The sequence below is a fragment of the Prochlorococcus marinus str. MIT 9401 genome (assembly GCF_000760095.1).
Classification (GTDB): Bacteria; Cyanobacteriota; Cyanobacteriia; order PCC-6307; family Cyanobiaceae; genus Prochlorococcus_A; species Prochlorococcus_A marinus_I.
Map to the genome: position 1 here is coordinate 15,709 of NZ_JNAR01000002.1, position 21,194 is coordinate 36,902.

A 21,194-nucleotide genomic window follows, 5' to 3' on the forward strand; every position below is an offset into this window, starting at 1 on the left:
TATGTGTTCTCTGCGAGCAACTCTGCGAGCCACATCCCTTGCAAATAGTTAGAAGGGGTATAAGGGGCTAAGTAAAAAGATATTGAGAAAAAACTACATAAAAAAGATATGATTAATTTTAGGATATGATTACTTTAATTAAATTTAAAAATTCTCTTAATCCTTCAATAACCTACGATAAATTATATGTTAAAGAACTCTCTTAAAAATTTCTTAAAAAGGATAAAACTTTTACCTTTTGCCAAAAAAATAAAGAGACTTTTTTTTACAAAAAAGCATCCATTACAAAATTTTAAAAATGCTAAGTTAGACAATATTATCACTCTAGGAACTGAATATGGTGGTTGGAGTTTTGTTGACGAGGATAACTTAAAGAATTGTACAATAATAAGTGCTGGTCTTGGAGAGGATGCTTCATTTGATATAGAATTTGCTTCAAAATATGATGCAAGAATAATTATTGTTGATCCAACTCCTCGAGCTATAAAACACTACGATGAAATAATTAATTCACTTGGAAATTCATCAAAAACTGAATATTTGGAAGGTGGAAAACAACCAATAAATTCATATAACCTCATAAATTTAAAAAAAGAAAATCTTATCCTTTTAAAAAAGGCCTTATGGAATAAAAATGAGAAACTAAGATTTTTCTCTCCTCCTAACCCAGAACATGTCTCACATTCAATAATAAATTATCAAAATCAATATAAGGAAAATACAAACTTTATTGAAGTTGATGCTATTACTATTGATAAATTGTTGGATCAATTTAATTTGAATAAAGATGATATACCCCTCATTAAACTTGACATAGAAGGAGCTGAAATAGAGTTTTTAATTGATTGCTTTAGTAAAGGTTTTAGACCAAGACAAATTTTAGTCGAATTTGATGAACTTAATGTTCCGTCGAGAAAGGGTTTTGAAAGGGTTACAGAAATTAATCAAATATTGATAAACAATAATTATCAATTAATAAAAACAGATGGCAAAGCTGATTTTCTTTACTTAAAGAATTAATACTTTTACATCAAAAATTAAATATTAATTCAGTAATTTATTAATTTATAAATTTATTAATTTATTAATTTATTAATATTTAAATATTGTTATCTGTGCGAGTAGCCCTGCGAGCAAAATGCTAAAAACACCTGCAAAACCTAGTTATTGCTTAGTTGGTCATCTGCATGACATGGAGGGGGACAGCGGTTCGAGTCCACTTGGCTCCATAAGTATTATTGTTCTTCTTTTGAAATAATATGTTTAGTTGATATTTATTTCTATCAAATAAGCAAATATATTTGATCCGCCATTTCTTATTTTATTATTCATTTCAAGATCTATTTGATTGATTTTTTCAAATTTTTTAATTACATTGATATCTAAATTTCCAGATAAGTAGATTTTATTTTTGTTGTTTATGTAATAAACTTGCTTTTCGGTTAAGGTTAATGGTTCTCTATGACTATAAATAAAAAATTTTTTATTATTGATTGACTTTATATTATCAAAACTGCATTTTCTTTCTGAAAGAAGTTTATATTCTTTACTTCCTTGCATTGAAAGATTTGAAAATGGTTCATATGAATTTGGTAAATAACAGTCTGCATCTTTGATCAAACTTATAAGCTTCTCTTTATCTGGCTTTGTATATGAAATCTCTTTGACTGAATTATAAGCGCTTAAGGAAAAGATAAGAACTATGAATAAAATAAAGAATTTATTTATTTTTTTATTTCCTAAATTTATGAATATTTTGTCAATTAATAAAATAATAGGTATCCAAATTAATGGATATATAAATATTGTATGCCTAGTAGGAGAATAAATAAAACTTCCTGTCAAAGTAAAAAATATTGTTAAAAGAATAATAAAAAATGAGAATATTTGAAAAACTTTCCCAAAATTATATTCTTTTCTAATAAAAAAAATAGATTTTACAAATATTAAAGATAAAACAATCGAAATTATTGTTTGAAAATTTCTTGATGGGTTTATAGATTGCCCAATAATTGATATTGTGTTTCTAAAAAAAATTAATCCATTTTTCAATAAACCATTATCAAATAAAGAGAGATCATAAATATTATTTATTCCTTTAGCCCAACTACCTGGTTCAAATTTAAAATAAAATATCATTAAAGATAATTTGAAAATATAAGTTGAAATAAAAAAAGATAGACAAATAATTAAATAAAGTTTTAATTTGTTTTTATTAGAATCTTTTAATAAAGAATAAAAATAAATAATAATAAATTTTATTTTTATAAATTTTAAATTAAATTTAAATTTATTTTTATTAGAAAAAAATACTATTGTAATAGCTAATGCTAAGATTAAAATAATCGATTGAAAAGTAAGGAGAAAGGAAAAAATTAAAGCGATAATTAATATTTCTCTCTTAATTAAAAAATAATTACTCTCTTTCAAACGAATATTATTACTTAAAAATTTATCTTCTCTTATTGAAAATAAAAATAATACAGCTAACTGCAAAGTAATAGTACCTAAATTGTAGGGCATATTAGAATTCGAATGTAAAATTATTTCAGGATTTAGGAAGTTAAATAAAATACTTAGAATTTCTAAAGTGTAATTATTTTGGAGCTTATAATTATTTTGTAAATTAATATTTTTAATACATGTACAAATTGAGAAGGTAAGAAAGGAAGAAAAAACTAAGGATATAGATCCATAAAAAAAACAAATATATCTAACTGTATCTAATCCAAAAGGCTTAAATATATATGAAGAAAAAGTAAAATATTGCCATATTGGAGGATATGAACCCCACCCCCACCATGAGAAAAGTTTGATGAATTCATTAATAGATTCTGCATTATAAAGTTTTAAAAGAGGTCCATAATCATCAATGTGTCTCCATGAGGGCATTCCAACAAAGTTTAAGATCATAAAACAATAGATGGCTGCAATCCAAAAATATATTGATGGTTTATTTAAAAATAATGATTTTGAAGAATTATTTGTCTCCATAAAATATATTAAATAAATTTAATTATTTGATTTACATAAATATAATAAAAAATTAATTGAACTTGTATTTTTTCTTATAATTTCAGAATAATTATTTAGAGCTTTCAATAAACTATAATTTTAAAATAAAGATTAAAGATTACTTAAAAGTAATTGCATATTTCTCTAAAACTTATGAAATTTTCCTTTATCGAAGTTTTAAGCTTTACCAGATATAGCTCTATAGGAATAATTTCTACACTTACTAATTACCTTATTTTTATTTTTTTTCTGCATGTTTTAGGTTTTGGTGTAACTCCAGCATTAATAATGGGATATTTAACTGGTTGTTTAATTTCTTTCCATTTTGGAAGAACATGGATTTTTGGAGTAAGAAATAGTTTTAAATTTACTCAACTTCTAAAATTTCTTATAAGTTATGCCATAGGATGTTTTCTTCTAAGCATAATAAGTAATTTTGTTGATAAATATATAATAAATTCTTCCCTAAAGTGGTTAATTTCTACCCTACCAATCATTGCTGTTAACTATAGCTTATTAAGATTATGGGTTTTTGAAAATAATAAACAAATAAAAGATAAAAGGTGGGGTGGGATATCTAAAATTGAATTTTTGCAAGTAATTGCTTCAAGATTAATATCTTATTTGAACCCTGCAGTTACTCATAATTTAGAAAAATATTATGCTATTAAAAAAGCATTTTATTTATCTTGTATAGAGGATATTGAGGGAGACTATTTAGAATTTGGTGTGTTTGAAGGATCATCATTCTCGCATGCTATGAGATGTTACTTAAGTAAGAAAATATATATGCCTTTAAAAGAAAAAAAAATAATTAGATTTTTTGGATTTGATTCCTTTGAAGGTTTTGGACAACTAACTGAAGATGATAAGCATCCTTTCTATATCGACGAGCAATTTAAAACTTCTTATGAATTCGTTGAAAGAAAAATAAAAACAGTTAGTAATAAAAACTCAATAGAAGCACATCTCATAAAAGGTTTTCTTAATGAAACACTGAAAAATGGTCCGCAAAAATATAATATTAAAAAGGCTAGAATTATTTTTATTGACTTGGATTTATATGAACCAAGTTTAGAAGCTTTATTTTTCTGTCAAAATTTATTCCAGGAAGGCACAATATTAATATTAGATGACTTTTTTTCTTACAAAGGATCACTTAATAAAGGAGTAGCTAAAGCCTTTGAGAATTTTAAAAATCAAACTAAATTTAAATTTAGAGAAATAGTCTCTTATGGAATGGGTGGTAAAGTTTTTATATGTTGTGAAAAATGAATATTTTAGAAAAAATTATGATTTAATTTTATTGTCTTTTTAGTTATTTATTTCTCACTAATATTATAAATACTAAGTGAAGCACCATTTATATTATTAAATGTATTTATAAATTTACCCTTTTCTTCCAATTTTTCAACTAATTTTAAAAGATGAATATTTGCATTACTTTTTATAAAATTACCTCTAGTTACTAGAAGATAACTTATTTTATTTTTATTTAGAGTGTCTAAAATTTCTTCACTGCCTTTTCCATTTTTTATTAAATCATCAAGTAATTTTTGGTTATTAGATATTTTTTTAATTTCTGTATTTGATGCTCCGGCATGAATATAAATCATTGAATTTACAATTTTTTGTTGAGAAATAATTGCAAAATCTTGGTTTGCTCTTGAATTGAGCATGTATTGTATAGCTTTTTTTATTGGAAATGCTGGAGGATAATCAAATCTTTTTTTATAAAAATGACTACTCTTTTGGAGATAATTAAGATCATTACCTGAATAATTAATATAGTTTGAATTTAAGGCGATAATGGATAGAGGTATAAAAGAAAAATAAAGATTTTGAATTTTAATATTAGAAATAATATCCGCAGATATAAGCATGCCAAATATTACTATTCCTCCTCCTAAATACTCTGCAAAATATCTTGGAACAGCATAATTATTTTCATTAGTTAGCAGAAAGATAATTGGAGACCAAATCAAAGCAATTAATATAAGATAATCTTTAGTAAAGAAATTTGAGAAATTAATATTTTTTTTAACCAAAATTAAACTTAAAAATAATATGCAATAGATAAATATCATAACAAACCCATTTTCTCCAATAGAGGATAATAGATAGTAAATATATTTCTTAAAGGATAATAAATTTATTGATTTTTCATTATTAGTCATCTCTCTTAATGAGGAGTTACCAACTATTAAAGTGGTAATTGTTTGAAGCAAGGTAGTTAAAGAAAGAAGTGAAAAAAATAAAAAATCTTTCAAATATTTTTTATTTTTTTCAAATAAAAAAGTAGCCCAATAAATTGGCAATACTAATATTGAAGTAAACCTAATTAAAGATAAGATCGTTATTAAAAAATAACCAGATTTTATATATTCTTTTTGATTTGTGTTTTTATAATTAATAAAATATGCTGCTGCAATAAGCCAAGCACTTGTTGACCAGGTGGATTGTTCAACTAATGATGCAGTTAAGATATTTAAAGGTATGTATGCGCTTGCTATTAATGAAATAAAAAAGATAATTTTTGTGTAATTATTTTGATTTGAAATATTTCTATCAATATAAATTGAATTTGCTAATAAACCTACTGAAAAGCTGTAAAAAACTAAACCAGGTAGTCTTGCGCTTGTACTACTTATTCCTAAAAAAACCTGGCTAAGCCAGATAGGAAATCTACTAAGAATAGGAAAGCTATCTAAGATCTGAATACCCATTAAATTATATAAAATCAAAATCACAAAAATATATAGACTTAAATAACTAAATTGCAAAATTCTAGTATTATATTTTTTTCTTATTAAAAAAATTGCTCCAAGAATTGTAGAAAGAATAATTATATTGAAAATTGCTATTAGCCAAATACTAGGAGTAGATGAAAAATTAAATAAACTTGAGTTTTCTATAATAATATTTAACGTTCTATAGCCTAATAAACTTTTTTGGTAATGAACCAACTCGTCATTTGCAAGTGGTAGATTTAGAAATTCTCGAAGTGATATAAGTGCTAAAGAAAATATTGTTAGGCTAGTAAATAAACCATATAGTTCATATCTAACTATAATTCGAAAATTCTTAAATTTTAAAGCTATAAAACTTATAAAAGTAGCAATTAAAAAAAATACAAAAGCTTCTGGAATATTTAATTTGTTAGAAATTATATAAGAGGGCATTCTTGAAATACCTAAACACCAAATTCCAATTATTGCAACAATACTATCTGTGCTTAAGTATTTTGTTCCAAATGTTTTTGTTTTTATTTTCTCTATAAAGTTCATTAGTGCTTTTTTCAATCTTAATTAGTTTATATCTTTATAACTTATGTAGATTGATAATAATGTTGTAGCATTATAAATCATTTTAATATAAGATTATTCATATTTAAGCTATTTAAGTGAATAATATAGATGCTGAAAAATTCTATTTAGCTTCTGAAACTATCGGCAAAGATATTAATCTTATTCAGGGAGCAGGAGGAAATACCTCATACAAAGAGGGGGAATCATTAATAGTAAAAGCCTCAGGATGTAAATTAAAAAAAGCAAGACAAGAAAAGATATTTGTTAATTTAAATAGAAATAAGATTATAAAGCAATTATCAAAAAATGATAATGATCTGGAACAATCTTTTGAATACGAGAAGATTAAATTGAGACCATCAATAGAAACATCAATGCATGCTGTAATACCCCATAAATATGTTTTTCATGTTCATTGTCTAAATACTCTGGGATTAATAGTTCAAGAAGGTTTTGAAGTTTATTTAAAAGATATTTTTGAAGATCTTAATTATGCAATTATTAAATATGTAAAACCTGGTATTTCTTTAGCCAAAGAAATTAGTAAAGTGTTTTCAAATTCAATACCCGATGTTTTATTTCTTTCCAATCATGGTTTGGTTGTTGGAGGAGAAGATTTAGATAAAATTATTGAAAAGATTTACTTCATATCAAATAAGTTAAAAAATAATAAAAAAGAATATAAAAAATTAAATCATCATTCATTAGAAAATTTATCAATTAATTCTTTATTTCGCCCCACTTCTTTTTTAGAGGCGCATCAATTGGCCGCCTCAAAAAGATCAATAAATATAGCCAGTTCTGGCTCTCTTTATCCTGATCATGTTGTTTTTTTAGGTCCAAGTACATTATCAATTAATAATATTTCAGAATTTAATGATTTAAATTATTTCTTTAACAATAAAAAAAAATTACCAGTGATAATTTATAAAGATCTTGGTGTTTTGGTCCCTAAAGATATTAGCTATGAAGCTGAAGAGATGGTACTTGCTCTTTCAAGAGTTGTTTCGAATATTCCTGAAAATTCCAAAATTAATTATCTTACAAAGTTTCAAGAAAATGAATTAATAAATTGGCCTGCAGAAACTTATAGATTTAAATTAAATTCATTAAATTAGATGCAATTAATTATCCCAATGTCTGGTTTAGGCCAGAGATTCCAGAAAGCTGGTTATAAGATTCCAAAACCTTTAATTGAAGTAGAAGGGAAAATAATTGTTGAGCATATTTTAGAAATGTTTCCAGGAGTTAATAAGGTAATTTTTATTTGTAATAAGGATCATTTAAGAAATCCCAATTTTAAAATGCGTGAAAAGTTATTAAAATTAAATGTAAATGCAAAAATTATTTCTATTGATCAGCATAAAAAAGGCCCTATTCACGCTGTTTTAAAGTGTCTAAGTTATATAGATTTGGATGAAGCAACTATAGTTAATTATTGCGATTTTAATTGTATATGGGATTATAAAAAATTTATTAAGCATGTTAAAAACACAAATTGTGATGGATGTGTTGTCACATACACTGGATTTCATCCGCATATGGTTGGTAATACTAATTATGCATATGTAAAACTTTATAAAGACAAAATTATAGATATACAAGAGAAAAAGCCTTTTACAAATAACCCTATGAGTGAGCATGCATCAAGTGGGACTTATTATTTTAAATCAGGAGAAATAATGTCTAAGTACTTTAAAAAGACTGTAGATGAAGATTTAAATACTAAAGGAGAATATTATGTCTCAATGAGTTATAAACCGATGATTAATGATAATTTAAATCTTAATATTTTTAATCTAGACAAATTTATGCAATGGGGAACACCTGAAGATCTTGAAGAATATAAATGGTTTTCAGAATTATTTAAAGTAAAAAATAACCCTTCGTATACAAAAAATTTTAAAATAGAAGGTAATACTCTAATCCCATGCGCAGGATTAGGAAAAAGATTTTCAAGAGAAGGATATCTTTTACCCAAACCTCTTATAAAAGTATCAAAAAAACCTATGTTGATTCAGGCTTTGAATTATTTGCCTTCAACTAATAATCTTCAAATCGTTTTTAGAAATTCAATGAAAGGGGTTAATTCTCTTATGAAAGAAGTTAAAAAATATTATCCACAATCTAGTTTTTATTTATTAGATAGAGAAACAAATGGCCAGGCAGAAACTTGTACTTATGGGGCTAAATCTTTAAATAATGATTTACCTCTAACTATAAGTGCATGTGATAATGGGATACTATATAATCCTGATAATTTTAAGAAGCTTTTAAAAGATAAATCAATAGACATAATAGTATGGGGTTGTAAAAATTATCCAGGAGCAAAGAGGAATCCTGAAATGTATGGATGGATCGAAGAGAAAAATAATTTAATTAAAAAGATTCATGTAAAAAAAATTTATCAAGATCCTAAGTTAGATCCAATAATTATTGGCACTTTTACATTTAAAAAAGGTTCTTTTTTCCTTTCTTCAGTAAATGATTTAATGCAAAACGGTTCAAAAGTTAATGGTGAATATTATGTTGATAGCTCTATAAATCATGCTATTGAAATGGGATATAAAGTTGTATATTTCCCAGTAGATTTTTATCTTTGCTGGGGTACTCCTAATGATTTAAAAACCTATGAATATTGGGATAATTGCTTTTCATCTTGGGCAAATCATTCTTATAAAAGATAATTTTTAGGTTACTAAAAATAAAATAATAATTAAAAATAAGATTTTTATAAACTACATTTTTTGTAAATTTGACTTTTGAAAATGTATATTTAAAATAAATCTAGAGAATTAAATAACTATATAAATAAATGGTTTTATATTCACTTGTGATACCCTGTTTTAATGAATCAAAAAATATAACTTTATTATTAGAAAGAATAAATGATTATAAAAAACTTCATAATTTTGAATTGATTCTTGTTAATAATGGTTCAAATGATGATACAAAAAATTTATTACAAGATATAAGTCTTAAGTATAAATTTTTAAGGATTGTAGAAATTAAAAAAAATATTGGATATGGTCATGGAATAATTAAAGGATTAAAATCCTCTAAAGGAGAAGTAATTGGATGGACACATGCAGATATGCAAACTGATCCTATTGATGTTTTTAAAGGATTTGAAATATTTAGAAATCTTAAGAATCCTCAGAACTTATTTGTTAAAGGAGTAAGAAAAAAAAGAAAAATTTTAGATAATTTTTTTTCAATAGGAATGTCATTAATAGCTTCAATTTTTTTAAAAACTTTTTTGTGGGATATAAATGCACAACCAAATTTATTTCATAAAAAATTTTTCAATAAACTTAATAGTTTGCCAAATGATTTCTCCTTAGATTTATATTTGTTATATATGGCAAGGAAACAAAAATTAAAAATAGCTAGGTTTCCAGTTTTTTTTTATGATAGAAAATTTGGAGAATCAAGCTGGAATAAAGGCTTAAAATCCAAATTTATTTTTATAAAAAGAAATTTTAATTATATTTTAAAATTATCATTTTCTTAGAAATAAATGGAACTAATAGCTCATAGAATAAATACTGTAAAGCTTTTAAAACAAATCCCCTTGAGCTGTGGAGTAGAAATTGATATAAGAACCGAAAATAATAATTTTATTTTGGCGCATGATCCTTTCCAAAAAGGAGAAAACTTAATTAAATGGTTAGAATATTTTGAGCATAAAATTTTGATTCTTAATGTAAAAGAGGAAGGTTTAGAAAAAGATCTTTTAAAAATAATGAAAAAATTTTCAATAAAAGATTTCTTCTTTTTAGATCAATCATTTCCTTTCTTGGTCAAAACATCTTTTTCAGGAGAAAGTAGAACTGCAATAAGATTTTCAGAATTTGAATCTATTGAGAATGCTTATAAACTTGCTAGGAAAATTGATTGGGTATGGGTAGATTTTTTTAATAAATTTCCTTTGGAATTTACTCAATTTAAAATTCTTAAAAAATATGGTTACAAGATTTGTATTGTTTCTCCTGAATTGCAGGGCAAAAGTTTTGAGATTGTAAAGGATCTCAAAGATTATTTAAAAATAAATAGAATTAAACCTGATGCAATTTGCACTAAATTATTGGATTTTTGGTCATGAATATCAATTCTATTTTTTCTAGTAAGAGTTTTTATTTAGGTTTATTTATAAGAGTTATATTTATAATTTTTTTTGTACCAATAATACATATAGATTTATTTAATAACTTTATAATTCATTCTATTCAAAATCCTTCAATTGACCCTTGGGATAGTTTTCTTTCTAACGGAGGAGATCCACTTAGTTTTCCTTATGGATACATAATGCTTGCATTTTTGTCTCCTCTTTCATTTTTTGGTTTGATTATAGGATCGATATTTAATAATTCGATTTATTTTTCCTCTTTAGGACTAGGCCTTTCTTTTTTACTAATTGACTATAGTGGACTTTTAATTTTTTCAAAGATATTTCCAAAAAATATTAATGAAATTATTTCATATTACTGGCTTTCACCTTTATTGATTTATGTAACTTATTTTCATGGGCAGTTGGATTTACTTCCCTCTTTGATAATGTTATGCGGCTTTTTTTGCTTGATGAAGAGAAAGTTTAGTCTTTCAGGTTTTGTTTTTGGTATTGCATGCGCAGCAAAGTTAAGTATGGTCTTGGCAATTCCTTTTACTTTAATTTATCTTTGGCAAAATATGCGGTTGAGAGCGGCTTTTAGACCTTTTATTTTTTATTTTTGTTTAACAACAACTTTTCTATCATTAATTCCTTCCTTTCTTGAAGGATATAGAAAAATGGTTTTAGGAACTCCCCTAAAAAATAATATATTTTGGTTTTCAGTATCTTTTGATGGATTTACGATTTATATTTTGCCAATAGTTTTCTCTATTTTAATTTATTTAATGTGGAGAATGTTAAAAACTAATTATGATCTTTTGGTCTCTTTTACAGGTATTTCATTTCTAATATCAATATTAATGATGCCTCCAAATCCTGGCTGGTATTTATGGTCTTTACCATTTCTAATTTTTTATCAAATAAAAACTGATCTTCAAGGTAAATTTTTAATATCTCTTTTCTCAATTTTTTCAGTAATCCTACTATATCCTTTACATTCAGGATCTAATAATATTATATTCAAATCTTTCAATATATATAATGAGAATTCTAATAATTCATTCATATATTCAATAATTTTATTCTTAGGCGTAATTATATGTCTTAGGTGGTATAGGGAAAGTATACAGAAAAATGATTATTTTATTTTAAGTAGAAGACCTCTTTGTATTGGGATTTCAGGTTCATCTCAAAGTGGTAAAAAACAATTATGTAATAATTTAAAAGATGTTTTTGGAGAAAGCTCTGTTAATCATATTGATAGTAATAAATATCATAAGTGGTCAGATTATTCACCAATGAGGAGAACCTCTTCAATAAATGACCCCTTGAATTTTGATCTGTTAAAACTTTCTCAGATTTTACAATTAAGCAAATTTAATAATTTTAATGAATTATCAAATAATAATAAGTTCCTAAGAAAATTAAATTTTCCGTCAAAAAGAATGGATTCAATAATTATTTGTACTGGAATGCATATTTTTGCAGCAGATTCTTTAGCTGACAAATTTGATATAAAAATATTTATGGATCCTGCATTAAAGTTAAAGAAATTTTGGACAGAAGATTCTAAGAATAAAGTAAATGATGATTATTCTAAAGATTCAAAAAAGTTTAAAAATATATTTTTAAAACAAAAAAAAGTTTCGGATATAATTTTTTCAATAAAGCCGGTTAATGAAGATTTAAATGGTAAAGAACTTTTAGAAAAAATTCCTTTGAAATTAAAAGTTTATTTTTCAGATGCAATATTTGTTGACAGATTATCTAAAGCTTTAATTTCAATATGCGGGGTTAAACTTGATAGTCAGATTAATTATGATAACCTATCAGCTATTATGACAATAGAAGGGGAAGTATGGTCTGGTGATATAGAGTTGTTAGCTTTGCATCTGATACCTAATCTAGAAGAATTTTTAGATTTAAAACCCAAGTGGCAAGATGACGTATTTGGCATAATGCAAATTATAGTTCTTTTGCAGATAGACCATACTTTGAATAAAGTTTATTTAAAATGACATTTAATATAATTAATAAAAAATCATTTATTGAAATACCCAAGGCAATTATTTTTGATACAGACAACACACTGTACCCATATAAGCCATCTCATAAAGTAGCATTAAAGGCTGCAATTAATAAAGCATCAAAAATTCTTTCTATTTCAGAAAGTGAATTTAAGAAAGCTTATTTAATTTCTAGGGAGGAAGTTAAATATAGATTGGGTGAAGTTGCTAGTTCGCATAGCCGATTATTGTATTTTCAAAGAGCCATTGAAATTCTAGGTCTCCAATCTCAGATATTGCTTTCATTAGACTTAGAACAAACTTATTGGAGAACTTTTTTGCAAAATAGTGAATTATTTCCTAATGTAATTGAACTATTAAAAATCTTAAAAAAACAAAATATTAAGACTGCAATTGTCACTGATTTGACTGCTCAAATTCAATTCAGAAAAATTATATATTTTGGTTTAGAAGATTATTTTGACTACATAGTCACTTCAGAAGAATCTGGAAAAGACAAACCTTTTCAAAATTCGTTTGAGTTAGTTCTCAAAAAATTAGATATTGAGGCAAATAAGTGCTGGATGATTGGAGATTCTTTTAATTCGGATATGGTTGGATCTAATAAACTTGGTATAGTAAGTATTCATAAAAAAGAGAGGAGTCATTTCTTTAAAAAAGAAGTTTCTTATGTTGATGCAGAGTTTAGTGAATTTAAGTCCCTTCAAGATTTTTTCATAAGTAATATATTCTAGAAAATTTCATAAATTTATAAATAGTTTTTATAAGCATTTAAGTTATAAATATCTTTTTAAAAAAATTAGCTAAATCTAATAATTATTTAGTTCAATACTTTTATTCTAAAAAGCAAAAATTTATAAATAATAGATATATATTTCAGCGTTAGTAATAAATTTTTTCATACTTTAAAATTAATAAAAATTTTTTTGTTGGTTTTTAACATTTAACTTTTTATTTACAAAAAATTATCATCCAATTCAATACGATTAATATTATCATTAACTATCTTTGTCAGTTTCAAAGGGAAGAATTTTTTTAGTCTTAGTAAGCTGTCCAAAGGTTGAAATATGTTATAAATTATTCTATCCCTTATTGTATTTGATATAAAATATTTCTTCTCATCCAATGAAAACTTTCTGTAATTTTTCAAGAAAATTTTTGGATAATTTAAACCTATTAATTTATATATTCTGAAGCGAAAAAAATTTTCAAAAATAAACAAAAGAAATATTTCAAAAAAGTTATTTCTTTTGATTGGACTTAGACTTCCTCTCCAAAAAATATTAAATTTTCTTAAAAATACAATTGATACTAAGGATGGGCTAATATTTTTTGCAAAATATATTTTATTTAATGAATTATCAATTGGTAAAAGCTCTAATTTTGTATCAATAAAAGTTTCTAATTCCTTTTTGAAGAAACTTTCATTTTTAAAAAATTTTTCGCAATCAACTTTTATTACTTTTTCAAATTTTTTAATTTCTTTGATATATTTATTGAATCTTAATCGAGAGAGGAGCGATATGCCCTTTTTTGTTTTTATAAATAAATCAATATTTTCTATCCCACCTCTTTTAATATATTCAGTGTAAATTGAAGCATATAGATCGTATCTATTTCTTGTAGTGATAATAAAATATAAATCAAAGTAATCTTTTAATGAATTGTGAAGTCTTTTTGGTACCTGTAAAGCTGTACTCCCGAACCAATCTGTGCCTGAAGAAAATCCTTCTTCAGAGATAAGGTAGATGTTATTTTTTTTATTATTTTTAAAATTATGAAATTTTATAGTTTCTTCTAATAATTTTAATGATTTTTCTGGTTCAAAATCTAAATCATTTGAATACATTACATAATTATTAAAATTAAGTATGCTTGCATATTGCGATGAATTACTTTTTCCCAGAAAAGTTATATTTCCCATTCTAGGGAAAAATCTATTTTGCAGAAATGTAGTTCCTGTTTTATGGAGTCCTAAATGTATAATTAATTTTCTTTTCGGAAGACCCATTTCTTTAGACTTATTTGCAAATATAGTTTAATTATTTTTTACATATTAATATTTTAACTTTCAGGAAAGAAATTTAAATATTGTATTTATCGATTTTTATAAAATTTTGCATATATTTACATATTAATTTATTTGATTTAATATGAATTCTGAAAATAAATTTTGTTAGATGAGTTATATAGTAAAAAGAAAAGATATATTAATTATTTTTCCTCATGGATTAGGAGATTTTATACACTTAAGCGGAGTTTTTAAAAATTTATTTAATACAAAAAAAGTAAATATTTATTTTGCTCTTACTGACTATGTAATTTCTGCCAAACTCCCGGAAAGATATACTTTTATAAAGGGAATTATCCCTTTAACAAATCCTTATTCTTCTTACTTAATAAAGCCTAGAATAGATTCTATTCAAAGAATTATAAAAAAATTTGAAATATATTTTGATGAAGTTTTTGACATCAAATTAAATAAAAGTATAAATTCAAATGCAATTAAAGATGTATCTAAAATTTTTCATATTAATCCATCTAATGATCTTAAACCTTTTTTCCCTATTCTTAATAAAGAAAAAAAAATTGCCCTTCAATTACTGCCAATTTACAAAATAAATAGTTCAAAAAAATTGTACTTTAGGCATTTAACTTCTTCAGATATGAGAAGAAATGTTAGAAAAAAAGTTAATCCAGAAAATTTTATAGAAATTGGTAAAAACTATAACTATCAAAAATGGCCCCTCGGTGTTGCTGCCTACTTAATGAAAAAATCAAATCATGTAGAATTAGTAGATTCATGCATGTTGCATATTGCAGCTGCAATTAAAAAGGATGTAGATATCGCCTATCTTACAGAGAATGTTAGAAAAGATGGTTATACTCCCCCTCCAGATCTAGAAGTAAAGAATAAATATAAAAAAAATATAAATACAGAATCTAGATTTAAATATATTTTGAATAGGCTCCGAATATCATTAAGAGCATTAATTCCTTTTATTACTCTCTCTAATCTAGTAGTTAAAACTAAAAATTATAAAAAATTTATAATATCAATAGTGATAAAAAAACAAACTAACTTTTTTATAAATAAATGTTTGTTTTTATTAAAAATAGAAGATACCCGAAATAGAGTTGTCTATTTTGATCTGCTTATTAATTTTCCTTTTAGTAAATTATTCGATAATATGGATTATGAAAAAAGAAGATCTTTAATAAAAAAAATTATTGCTTTAATAAAATAATGTGTGGTTTTTTAGGAGTTTTTGGGAATTCCAAATTTAATAAAATAATTGAGGATAGTAAAGTACTATCACATAGAGGAAAAGATGATGAAGGTGTTGTTAAAAACGATGATGGTGCTCTTAAATTTTTTAGATTATCGATAAATGATCTTTCTGAGAATGGCAACCAACCTTTCAAAATTAATAATCAATATATAGCTATTAACGGTGAAATATATAATCATGAAGATCTTAGATTATCTTTAGAAAAACAAAATGTTTATGTAGAAAAAGGTTCTTCTGATTGCAAGATTGCTTCTTTAAACCTAGTTAAAAACAATATTTCTGATTTGGAGGGAATGTTCGCAGGCGTAATTTGGGATACTGAGAAGAAGACAATTTCCTTATTTAGAGATCATTTAGGAATTAAGCCTCTATATTACCTTGTGGATAATCAAAGTAATTACTTGATTTATGCATCTGAAATTAAAGCTATTTTGGAAATTTTTAAGGATAAAATTTCTAATAATGAATTGGTAAGTTATATTTTATTCAATGGATTGGATACAGAAGAGACTTTATATGAAAATATTAAATCAGTTAAGCCTGGAGAAAAAATAAAATTTTGGATTGAAAAATCTGGCGAAATCAAGAGTTGTCAAACCAACTTTTTTGATTCAAATTATAAGATATTAAAAGATCCAATAGAAGTAATAATACCTACAGTTGAGGATGCTTTGATTCATGCAGTTGATTTACATACAAAAATGGATGTTAATTACGCATTTCAATTGAGTGGAGGATTAGATTCCTCATTACTTTGTGCCTTGGAAAAAAAAATTTTTTCAAGAAATATCTACACTTTTTCTATCTCTTTGCCTGATGCGGGCAAATATAATGAATTTGAAAATCAACAAAAAGTATCATCATATTTAAATAGTAACCATGTCGATATTCCTTTTACAAAAAAAGACTTTATAGAAGATATTGAACATCTTAGTTACATTAATGACTTTCCACTGATTCATCCTAATTCAGTTCCAATTTATAAGCTAGCTAAGATTGCAAGAGAGAATTTTAAAGTCTTAATTTCTGGAGAAGGTGCTGATGAACTTTTTATGGGTTATCCAAAGTATACTTATGCCATTCATGAAAAAACACTAAATTTATTTGGTAAGCTTTTATTTTTAAATAATATAATACCTAGAGTTGGTAAATTTAAATCTTTATTTTTTTTATTAAATAATCAGAAAAGCGCTCTTAAAGCTTTTCTAAGTACTAGGCGAGAAAAACAAAATATTTTTAATAATCAATTTAATTATGATTTCAGAAAAATTGAAAAGAGTTTTGATTTAGGGAAAACGATTCAAAATGATGATATGTTTTTTAGCCTATATTGGCTTCTAAGTAGATATGATAGATTTACAATGTGTGCAAATGTAGAGGGTAGAGTTCCTTATTGCGATAAAAAACTCTTTGATATATGTAGATCTATTCCTACTAAATATAATTTAAAAAGAGGATATAAGAAATTTATATTGAAAAATATTGCTTTAAAATATTTACCTATAGAAATCGTATTACAAAATAAAATAGGATTTTCATTACCACTAGAAAAATGGTTTACAGATTCTAGTTTTTTTATCTCATATATGAATTATTTGCTCAAATCAGATTTTTTATCAGAGTTAAATATTGAACTGAACAATGAAATAAGAAATTGCAATGCTGAATTAATAATTAAAAAGGATATTAATTTAGCTTGGAAGATTTTTTCAATTGCAATTTGGCTAAGAAATAAATGAAAAAACTTTTTTTTATAATATCAAGAAATAAAAATATTAATTTAGATAAAAATCTAACATATACTAAATTTAAATCAAAAAATAATAATCTGAATTGTATTTTTTCAAAAGGGAGATTGTTTTGTAAAAAATTAGATAACTATCTAGAAATATATGATGATCCATTGGTAAGCAATTTAAAAATCTTTATTGATAATGATGAATTTGTAGTACAAGCTGACCAATTTTCTTCTAGATGGATTTTCTATTTTAAAACTGCTAATTTATTTATTATTTCTGATTCTATAGATTTCATAATTGAAATAGCATCATCAAATGGATACAAACTTGATATCGCACCCTCTGCAATTCCTCAGGTTATACAGTCCTCATATATATATCAGACTAATTCTACTTATATTACGGGAATCAATAAAATCGATTCTGGGATTAAAATGAATTTATGTTTAAAAAGCTTTAGATCTTCTTTTAAAAAAACAAATTTTGAAAAATTTTGTCTGAATAATCAGCAGCAAAAATTTAATCTTAAAAATGTTTCTCGCTTAATTGAAGACAAATTATTAGATAATTTATCGAAATTAAAAAATAAAAAAATAGCAATAATGCAGTCTGCAGGATTGGATAGTAGGTTGATATTATTATTGTGCTTAAAAGCTGGAATAAAACCTGATTTAATTACCTTTGGTCAATCTACAGTCAACAAAAGCGATTTTTATGTTTCATCTTTATTAGCTTCACATTTTAATTTAAATTTAATTCCTTTCAGAATCGATTCAAATAATATAAAAAAAAATGATGAATTTCTTTCTGCTTCAAACTATTCAAATTTATGGATGTTAGCAAAACTTCCTAAAGAGTTTTTTGAATATCTTAAGAATTATGATTATTTACTAAGAGGCGACGGAGACGGTCTTTTTGGTTGGAAAGATGGATCTGCTAACTTGAATGATATGCTTCATAGATTAGAAATAACTCCTATTTCATATGTATTTGATTATTTGAAAAATTATTTAGAAGATAAATCAACTGATTTAATGTCTTTATATATTAATGCTTCTGAAATATATACTTTTAGCAGAAATCTTAAAAAATTTAATGTTTACAATTCAGGTTATTTTTATAGAATATTTAGACAAGAAAATCTTATCTCTAGTCATATTTCGACACTTAATAAATTTTCCAATATATATAATCCACTTTTAGATCAATATGTATTGAATCAATTTGATAAGTTAGAGGGAAAATATAAATTTGATAAAAGTCTTTTGAGATTCCTAACTAAAAAGTTAGAGTTGGAATTATCTTCACCAGTTATTGAAGATAATATCGGTCCAAGTTGGAATAATAATATAGATAATTTTTTATCCAAAACTAATAAAATTTTTGAAAAAGAAATTAAAGATCAATTTAATTATTCAGAAAACTATTCAATAAAAACTTCTAGAAAAAAAACGATTTTCTTTAGAAAGGTTTTTGAAAAATTTAAGAAAATAAGGATATTTCGTTTCCTTGCAATTTTTTTAAAACTATCAAAACCTACTCCTTCTTTTTCTTATGATTCAGGTTATAGACTATATGCCTTGGCAAAGCTGAAAAAGAAAATAAATGGATAAGAAATTTTTATATAGCGGACATTTTGGTGATTTGTTTATAGTTTTATCTAAATTAAAAGCTTATATTAGTAAAAATAATATTGAAAAAATATCACTTACAAGGGTAAATTTTAATACCCCCTCACCATTTGATAAATCTATAAAAGAAATGGTGGATACCCTGGAATGGTGTGATTTCAATACTTATCCCGAAATAGTTTCCAACTGCTTTCAGATAAAAAAGATATTAGAGAAAACTAAATTAAAATATATATCGCCATATATGAATGGATTTGATTTAGAAAATGAATTCTTGAGTGATGGATGTAAATTACCTGAAGGTATTTATCCATTTTCTTTTAAACCAATTCTTCCAATAGATATCAATTTAAAAAAAAAGATTGTTTTAATACATAAGCAATCAGGCAAATGGGGGGGGAATTACAAAGAAATTTCTTTGACTTCTGTTTCTAAATTTTTTCCTAATTCCAAAAATATTTGTTTTCTTCTTACTGGTATAGGTGATTATCTTAGTGATGATATTAATAATTTTTGCTCTAAACATAATGTAATTAATCTTATAGATAAATTCAATGATGTAAGAGATTGGATGCATTTAATTCATTTTGTTGACTTGGTAATTACTCCAGAGGGCTTTCCAGCATTTTATTCTATGTCTCTTTTAAAACCAACTATTTTTTTATACGAAGTTCCTGATATTCTAAGAAGGGCTTCAGTAGCGTGGATAGCTAATTCATTCTCAAATATAAATACAAACATATCATTAAAGGAAAAGATTGACTATAAAATCAGAAAAACATTTTCATTAAAACCTTCTAATTTATGTTTAAATGATTCCCATGACTTAAAAATCTATATAAAAAAAGTTTTAAATAAAACTAATCTTTAATATGCAAAATACTAGAAATTTAGGAATTGTTAAAATACTTTCAATAATATATATATGTCTATGTATTGCATACTCAACAAATCTATTAGATATTGAATTATTAGGCATAAAAATATCAGATATATCATATTTCGCTTTAATAATATATTTAATAAAATACGTCTTCCAATACATTGATATAAATGGTTTAACTCAATTCAAAATTATACTCTTAACTTATTATTTGCCGATAATATACAATGTTATTTATTATTTATATTATGATGGTTTTTATGGAATACTTATATATTTAAAACTTTTAACTATTCCTATCCTTCCAATTATAAATAAATTTAGTATTTCAGAAAAAAACTTTATTAATAATCTAAAAAATAATGTTTACATATTTTCAGTATTTATTGTATTGCATATCATCTATTATAAATTATTTAGCGGAAATTTATTTTCTAAGGTTGGTTTAGGTAATATTTTAATAACTGGAATAGGTATGGCATTTATAATTATTTTGATGCCATTATGTTTAAATTTTAGAAGACTTCAATTACCAAGAAATATTTTATTTAGTTTACTTTTGATTTGGTCTTATTTGGATTCTCAGAGAACAAGTTTAGCTCTCTTTTTATTAGTTATTTTTAATTCTTTTAGAATTAATATAAATAAACTTTACAAATTTAAAATTAAGTTAAGAGAAATTTTAATTTCATTTGCCACATTCCTTTCTATCGGTATTTTCTCGAATAAAATATATGAATTATTCATTTTAAATAATTCTCTATATACGAGGGTTTTAGGGATATTAACAGTAACAGAAAAAATAAGAGAAGCAGGGATGTTTGGATTAGGAATATCTGAAGATTTAGATATTGGATTTGAAACTATTACCGAAATGAACGTATTAGAAATGAACTCACTTCATACTGCAATAATATCGATATGGATAACTTGTGGGGCATTGGCCGCCTTTTCTTTTGTATTTTTAATTATTAACTATACAAAAAATAATTTCCATCGGATGAATATTAATAACATTAATTCTAATTATATTTTATTCCCTTTATTTCCTCTTGCTGTATTCCTAATAGCACCACTTGGAGATGGCGTAGTAGAAGGTTTGTCTATTTACATGATAGTCTTTTATTTATTTAAACCTAGTGATATGTTATTAGTTAATGGTAGTGCTTCTAATACTAAATAAAAAA

The 21,194-nt window shown here is 24.5% G+C and carries 16 protein-coding genes; 13 read left to right on the plus strand and 3 right to left on the minus strand.

Translation table 11 applies throughout. The annotated features are described in order from the left end of the window. The first annotated feature begins 186 nt into the window (after positions 1-186). On the plus strand, positions 187-1,020 hold the full coding sequence (locus EV01_RS08140; protein WP_032518283.1) for an FkbM family methyltransferase: 834 nt from the start codon (positions 187-189) through the stop codon (positions 1,018-1,020). Positions 1,021-1,263: 243 nt separating this feature from the next. Here EV01_RS08140 and EV01_RS08135 read toward each other — a convergent pair whose 3' ends face one another. Beyond that, a complete protein-coding gene (locus tag EV01_RS08135; protein WP_032518284.1) occupies positions 1,264-2,994 on the minus strand; it encodes a hypothetical protein in 1,731 nt (576 codons plus the stop codon). Between the two features lie 174 nt (positions 2,995-3,168). On the opposite strand from EV01_RS08135, the gene EV01_RS08130 reads away from it, so the two are divergent. Beyond that, on the plus strand, positions 3,169-4,290 hold the full coding sequence (locus tag EV01_RS08130) for a GtrA family protein (protein ID WP_032518285.1): 1,122 nt from the start codon (positions 3,169-3,171) through the stop codon (positions 4,288-4,290). A 47-nt stretch (positions 4,291-4,337) separates the two neighbouring features. Here EV01_RS08130 and EV01_RS08125 read toward each other — a convergent pair whose 3' ends face one another. Continuing rightward, positions 4,338-6,302, minus strand: a complete 1,965-nt coding sequence (locus EV01_RS08125; protein WP_032518286.1) for a hypothetical protein — start codon at positions 6,300-6,302, stop codon at positions 4,338-4,340. A gap of 116 nt (positions 6,303-6,418) precedes the next feature. Here EV01_RS08125 and EV01_RS08120 point away from each other — a divergent pair, with 116 nt between their 5' ends. The 6 genes from EV01_RS08120 (at position 6,419) to EV01_RS08095 (ending at position 13,195) form a co-directional block, all read left to right on the plus strand. Next, positions 6,419-7,441 (plus strand): class II aldolase/adducin family protein, encoded by a 1,023-nt coding sequence (locus EV01_RS08120; protein ID WP_032518287.1) that lies wholly within the window; start codon positions 6,419-6,421, stop codon positions 7,439-7,441. Next, positions 7,442-9,010 carry an NTP transferase domain-containing protein gene (locus EV01_RS08115; RefSeq protein WP_032518288.1) on the plus strand — a complete coding sequence of 523 codons (1,569 nt, stop codon included), beginning with the start codon at positions 7,442-7,444 and terminating at the stop codon, positions 9,008-9,010. A gap of 128 nt (positions 9,011-9,138) precedes the next feature. Continuing rightward, complete coding sequence (locus EV01_RS08110; protein ID WP_032518289.1) at positions 9,139-9,837, plus strand: glycosyltransferase family 2 protein; 699 nt, start codon at positions 9,139-9,141, stop codon at positions 9,835-9,837. A gap of 6 nt (positions 9,838-9,843) precedes the next feature. Further along, positions 9,844-10,428 (plus strand): hypothetical protein, encoded by a 585-nt coding sequence (locus EV01_RS08105; protein ID WP_032518290.1) that lies wholly within the window; start codon positions 9,844-9,846, stop codon positions 10,426-10,428. Then, on the plus strand, positions 10,425-12,452 hold the full coding sequence (locus tag EV01_RS08100; RefSeq protein WP_032518291.1) for a DUF2029 domain-containing protein: 2,028 nt from the start codon (positions 10,425-10,427) through the stop codon (positions 12,450-12,452). The genes EV01_RS08105 and EV01_RS08100 overlap by 4 nt, the downstream gene beginning before the upstream one ends. Further along, entirely contained in the window at positions 12,449-13,195 is a 747-nt protein-coding gene (locus EV01_RS08095) for an HAD family hydrolase (RefSeq protein WP_050496393.1), read from the plus strand. Before EV01_RS08100 ends, EV01_RS08095 begins: the two co-directional genes overlap by 4 nt. A gap of 221 nt (positions 13,196-13,416) precedes the next feature. Here EV01_RS08095 and EV01_RS08090 read toward each other — a convergent pair whose 3' ends face one another. Then, a complete protein-coding gene (locus tag EV01_RS08090) occupies positions 13,417-14,472 on the minus strand; it encodes a hypothetical protein (protein ID WP_032518292.1) in 1,056 nt (351 codons plus the stop codon). Positions 14,473-14,641: 169 nt separating this feature from the next. Here EV01_RS08090 and EV01_RS08085 point away from each other — a divergent pair, with 169 nt between their 5' ends. From EV01_RS08085 to EV01_RS08065, 5 genes are read left to right on the plus strand one after another with little or no spacing between them, the layout of a single operon-like run. Then, entirely contained in the window at positions 14,642-15,709 is a 1,068-nt protein-coding gene (locus EV01_RS08085; RefSeq protein WP_032518293.1) for a hypothetical protein, read from the plus strand. Then, positions 15,709-17,493, plus strand: coding sequence for an asparagine synthase (glutamine-hydrolyzing) (asnB, locus tag EV01_RS08080; RefSeq protein ID WP_032518294.1), 1,785 nt, complete (start codon positions 15,709-15,711; stop codon positions 17,491-17,493). The genes EV01_RS08085 and asnB overlap by 1 nt, the downstream gene beginning before the upstream one ends. Beyond that, positions 17,490-19,106, plus strand: a complete 1,617-nt coding sequence (locus EV01_RS08075) for a hypothetical protein (RefSeq protein WP_032518295.1) — start codon at positions 17,490-17,492, stop codon at positions 19,104-19,106. The genes asnB and EV01_RS08075 overlap by 4 nt, the downstream gene beginning before the upstream one ends. Then, a complete protein-coding gene (locus tag EV01_RS08070; RefSeq protein ID WP_032518296.1) occupies positions 19,099-19,995 on the plus strand; it encodes a hypothetical protein in 897 nt (298 codons plus the stop codon). Before EV01_RS08075 ends, EV01_RS08070 begins: the two co-directional genes overlap by 8 nt. Before the next feature lies 1 nt (position 19,996). Then, the gene (locus EV01_RS08065; RefSeq protein WP_032518297.1) at positions 19,997-21,190 is read left to right on the plus strand and encodes a hypothetical protein; all 1,194 of its coding nucleotides are present in this window, start codon (positions 19,997-19,999) and stop codon (positions 21,188-21,190) included. Positions 21,191-21,194 lie beyond the last annotated feature (4 nt).